Source organism: Blautia glucerasea, assembly GCF_020537505.1.
Taxonomy (GTDB): Bacteria; Bacillota; Clostridia; order Lachnospirales; family Lachnospiraceae; genus Blautia_A.
This window is the reverse complement of sequence record NZ_JAJBMO010000109.1, coordinates 1-547: the sequence shown is the minus strand read 5'-3', so window position 1 is coordinate 547 and position 547 is coordinate 1. Positions and strand designations below refer to the sequence as shown.

The window sequence follows — 547 nt, the reverse complement described above, 5'->3', positions numbered from 1 at the left end:
GCTAAGAAAGCTGGTACTACCGTGATCACTGTGAAGCTTGCCAGCGGTGCATCCGCACAGGTGACGGTAGTGGTTCAGAAGAAAGCAGTTGCAACCTCTTCTATCACTGTTCCATCTACTGTAAACCTGACAACAGGAGAGAAGCTGAAACTGACACCAGTAGTAAGCCCAGTCACCAGCTTAAACAAGGTAAGCTACACTTCAACCAATAAAAAGGTTGCCACAGTCACAAAAAATGGCGTGATTACAGCCAAGAAATCCGGAACAGCTACCATCAAGGTAAAAGCCGGCAAGAAAACCAAGAATGTCAAAGTCAAAGTAGCCAAGAAAGCCCCAACCGGCATGACCGGCGTACCAGCCACCAAGACATTAAAGAAGGGAAAATCCTTCACCATCAAGGCGAAGCTTACCCCGTCCGGAGCAGAAGCAACGATCAAGTATAGCAGCTCCAATAAGAAGATCGCCACTGTAAACGGCAAAGGTAAAGTAACTGCAAAGAAAGCTGGAACCGTAACCATTACCGTGAAGGCTGGAAATGTTACAAAGA

The 547-nt window shown here is 46.8% G+C and carries 1 protein-coding gene; it reads left to right on the top strand.

Translation table 11 applies throughout. From position 1 onward, the window contains the following. Positions 1-547 (top strand): Ig-like domain-containing protein (locus tag LIQ05_RS19480; RefSeq protein ID WP_226822943.1); only part of this gene is annotated, 547 nt, incomplete at both ends.